This window comes from Kitasatospora sp. NPDC001660, assembly GCF_053596725.1.
The window spans coordinates 1-3,549 of sequence record NZ_JBSFGU010000123.1; the positions used below are offsets into that span (position 1 = coordinate 1).

Sequence of the window (3,549 nt, forward strand, 5' to 3'; positions counted from 1 at the left end):
CAGCAGCCTCGGCTACCGCAGTCCCGCCGAATACGAGACCGCCCTGGCGGCCTGACCACCACACCAACGGTGTCCGTCAAAGCGGAGCAAGCTCACTGGTCGGCGGCATTGGCTGGGAGAGGGCGACGTTCTCCCAGTGTGCATCGCCCTTCTTCCCGGGGGCAGCTACTCGGTGGCGCACAAGCGCGACCCGGCCAAGATGCTGCTGGAAACGACCAACGCTGATGAGGCGGTGGCGACGACTGTAACGGCGCTCCAGGAGTACCTCCAGCCATAGAGGCACGTCGACTGTCGGCAGCGTGAGGCTTGCGGCGCGCGCTCACGGACTCACGCGTCGACGGCTTGACTCGGTCATTGAGACTCCTTGCCATCCGGTGCATCCGCGACCTCTCGGCCCGCAGGTCGAGGGAGGACTACGACTCCGAGATGGTCAGGACCCTCAACCCGGGGTCCGGCATGCCCATAGGGAACCAGGAGGAATCCGGAGGGATAACTACTCGATGCTCAAACCACCTGAAACAGGGAACGTTCGACCTTCTCCTGGGACGTCACGGTGCCTCTCCACGACCGCCGTCCCCATGGGGAAACGCGGCGCCCTGGTGCCGTCTCCATGGCTCTTCCCCGGCGGCCAACCCGGACGGCCGATCAGCACCACACAGCTGACACAACGCCTCAACCAGCTCGGGATCCGCCCCAACCAGGCCCGCAGCACCGCCCTCTTCCAGCTCGCCACCGAGATCCCCGCCGCGATCCTCGCCCGCGCCCTGGGCATCCACACCGACGTCGCCGTCGCCTGGCAACGTCTCTCCGCAGGCGACTGGGCCACCTACGCCGCCGAAGTCAGCCGGCGCACGACGAGATCCTGACTCCGGGGTGGGTGTCAGACCCTTCTGGCATCCTCCGCCCCATGCCGAATGACACCACCCTCTGCCTTGTCCAGATAGCCAATCCGCACGACGTCGCTCCTGAACTCCGGCAAGAGTTGATCGGCTGCTGGATCGCGGTCACCAACACCGGCGGCGCCGCGGGATTCCCGTTCCCTCCGGTCAACCAAGACGACGTCGCGCCCGTCGCGGACAAACTCCTCAGCCGTCTCGACCCGCAACAGAGTCGACTCCTCATCGCCAAGGTCGACGGTGTCCTTGCCGGATGGGTCATCCTCAACCGCGACCCCTACCGACTCGTCGGGCACTGGGGCACCATCCACCACCTTCAGACCCACCCCGCCTTCCGAGGCCGCGGCATCGGATCTGCTCTCGTCCGCGATCTCCAGAAGATCGCCCGCGACGAGCTTGGCCTGGAACAACTGCATCTGGCAGCCCGAGGCGGCGAGGGCCTGGAGGACTTCTACGGGCGGCTCGGATGGCGCGAGATCGGACGCTGGCCCGACGCCCTCCGGCTCGCACCCCACGACACCCGCGACGAAGTCCTCATGATCCTCGCACCGCTCTGACCGCAGGGGCATTCGGACAGTTCCAATACCCGACGTCACCATTAGCGATCTACCCGGAGGACGTGATCTCCCATCACCGGGCCTTCATCGCGCGCCGCAGAAGCGATCGGCCCAGCGAGGAATATCGCGAGCTCACCGCCACCGAGTGGAACGAGTTCCTGGCCCACTTCGAACTCCGCAAGGTCGCCCTGGGAACCTGCGGCCGCGACTACGCGACCCCGTGCCAGCATGAAAACGCCTGTGTCAGATGTCCCCTACTGCTCGTGGACCCGGCCCAGATGCCACGTCTCCAGGAGATCCACGCCAACCTCGTCGACCGCCTCCAGGGGGCCCGGGACCAGGGCTGGCTTGGCGAGGTCGCCGCCATCGAGACCACCATGGCCGCCGCAGCGCAAAAGCTGGAGGCCATGCGCGAGCGTGCAGCGCAACCGTCCACCGTCCACCTCGGCATGCCCGACTTCCGCCGGAATGCCGGACGAAGCAGCGCCGAGCCCGAAACCCCACCAACCGCGGCAGGCCCATTGTGAGTCGACCGCGCATCCGAGACGGTTGCCGCCACGAGATCAAGTCTTGCGCAGGAAATCCCGCCAGAACGAGACGGTCGCCTGCGGGCGCCAGTCGTCGGGGGTGTGGGCGTCGAAATCGTCGAACTCGTGGTTGACGTAGTCGACCAGGTCAGTGCCGTAACAGATGATGTCGGTGCCCCACACTGAGAGAACCGGGTGACCATGGGAGCCATGGCCGGCAGGCAGAAACCGATGCCCGTAGATGGGAACGAGCTTGGGGACCCGAGCAAGCAGCACCTGAGCTTGCTGAAGGGCCTCGTCGGCATCCTCCGGCCGTTGCCCCCAACTCGGATGCCAGTAGCCGCGTCGGACCGACAGGGCAACGCCCTCCACCGGCCACTCAAGCCGCTCTCGGAGCCCTTGGGGGTCGCCGTGGCGCCAGTCCGGCCACGGGTTCTCCCACGTGTCCCCCTCTTCGGGCGGCTGACTGACCGGCAAGCCCGACGCCAGGAAAGCCCGGTGGTCGTCGGCAAACTCAAAGCCGTACTCCTGCTCAATACGCTGGAGCTCGCTCTCGCTCAGCCCCGGAGCTATCTCGCAGCAGTCCGCAACAGCGAGAAGGCGCGCTGCTTCGATCCCCAACTTCATCCCATCCGGCTTCATCACGCTGGAACAGTACTGGTCCCGCCATCTGAGCTCGAACAGTTTTCGAAGATCACCTGGCTGCAGCCGGAGCCCGCCTGACGCGAGATGAGCTCAGGCACGCGGCGGCAGAACCTCGATCACAGTGGCCGTTCCGGAAGCAGGTCGGGCTTCGTACATGGTGATCACATCGCCGCACTTCAGGTGCCTCCACTGCTCGGGGCTCAGAGGAGCCAGCCGAACGTCGGCGGTCTCTCCCGGGCCGAGCTCCTGCGCAAACTCCACCCACAACCGGGCGATGTTCAGTTCTCGCTCCCCGCTGGCGGTGCGGTTGCCGATGTCCCACATCGGCCGGAGCCGCCCGTCTGCGGCAAAGGCAGTCCGGCGTCGGCCCTCCTCCGCACCCACCAGGCTCAGGGTGGCCCGGATGGTGCCGTGTCGAACTTCCCAGCCCCGCCACTCGCACCAACGCCGGCTGCGGTCGAGCATCATCTGACGAGCGGCCTCGGCGAGGAGTTCCCAGAAGTCAACGGACACGGGGTGGACATCCCCGATCTCGATGAGAACGCCGAGCACCATCTCCCACTCCTGGCGCACGATGTCCTCGCGCACATCCCCGGCCGTCTGTCCGTTCTCTGCCGCCGCGTCCTGCGGCAGCAGATCGACGGCCTGCCGAAGGAGTGTGAACGCGTCATCCATGTGCTGCATTCTCCCCCGTCTCCGGACGCCGGTTGAACGGCGACCAGTCCGACCGGAGTTGGCGGCGCGACACGCCCAATGCTCACTGGCGCCGAGATTTTTGCCCACTACTTTGAGCAACCCGACTGCGATCCGACCCCACCAGGCTGTCTGGACTAGTAGGGCTTGGTCAGGTTCGTATGGGTGTGGGTATGTCGCGGTGGCAGGTCGGACACTGGCCGGCCCAGGTGGCGAGGATCAACTGCAACT

5 protein-coding genes are annotated in these 3,549 nt (G+C 66.3%); 3 read left to right on the plus strand and 2 right to left on the minus strand.

What is annotated here, in order from left to right; all coding sequences use genetic code 11:
- Positions 1-578: 578 nt before the first annotated feature.
- From ACWCXH_RS39735 to ACWCXH_RS39745, 3 genes are all read left to right on the plus strand, one after another.
- Positions 579-866, plus strand: coding sequence for a hypothetical protein (locus ACWCXH_RS39735; protein ID WP_449806389.1), 288 nt, complete (start codon positions 579-581; stop codon positions 864-866).
- 41 nt (positions 867-907) lie between these two features.
- Complete coding sequence (locus ACWCXH_RS39740) at positions 908-1,453, plus strand: GNAT family N-acetyltransferase (RefSeq protein ID WP_449806390.1); 546 nt, start codon at positions 908-910, stop codon at positions 1,451-1,453.
- Positions 1,454-1,515: 62 nt separating this feature from the next.
- A complete protein-coding gene (locus ACWCXH_RS39745; protein ID WP_449806391.1) occupies positions 1,516-1,980 on the plus strand; it encodes an integrase in 465 nt (154 codons plus the stop codon).
- Positions 1,981-2,016: 36 nt separating this feature from the next.
- Here ACWCXH_RS39745 and ACWCXH_RS39750 read toward each other — a convergent pair whose 3' ends face one another.
- Together ACWCXH_RS39750 and ACWCXH_RS39755 are read right to left on the minus strand one after the other, a co-directional pair.
- Positions 2,017-2,622 (minus strand): hypothetical protein, encoded by a 606-nt coding sequence (locus ACWCXH_RS39750; protein ID WP_449806393.1) that lies wholly within the window; start codon positions 2,620-2,622, stop codon positions 2,017-2,019.
- Between the two features lie 93 nt (positions 2,623-2,715).
- A complete protein-coding gene (locus ACWCXH_RS39755; protein ID WP_449806392.1) occupies positions 2,716-3,309 on the minus strand; it encodes a hypothetical protein in 594 nt (197 codons plus the stop codon).
- Positions 3,310-3,549: the final 240 nt, after the last annotated feature.

What these genes read in the sequence shown, in the direction of transcription:
- ACWCXH_RS39735 (WP_449806389.1), top strand. Translation starts at nt 579, where the DNA reads ATGGGGAAACGCGGCGCCCTGGTGCCGTCTCCATGGCTCTTCCCCGGC.
- ACWCXH_RS39740 (WP_449806390.1), top strand. Translation starts at nt 908, where the DNA reads ATGCCGAATGACACCACCCTCTGCCTTGTCCAGATAGCCAATCCGCAC.
- ACWCXH_RS39750 (WP_449806393.1), bottom strand. Translation starts at nt 2,622, where the DNA reads ATGAAGCCGGATGGGATGAAGTTGGGGATCGAAGCAGCGCGCCTTCTC.
- ACWCXH_RS39755 (WP_449806392.1), bottom strand. Translation starts at nt 3,309, where the DNA reads ATGCAGCACATGGATGACGCGTTCACACTCCTTCGGCAGGCCGTCGAT.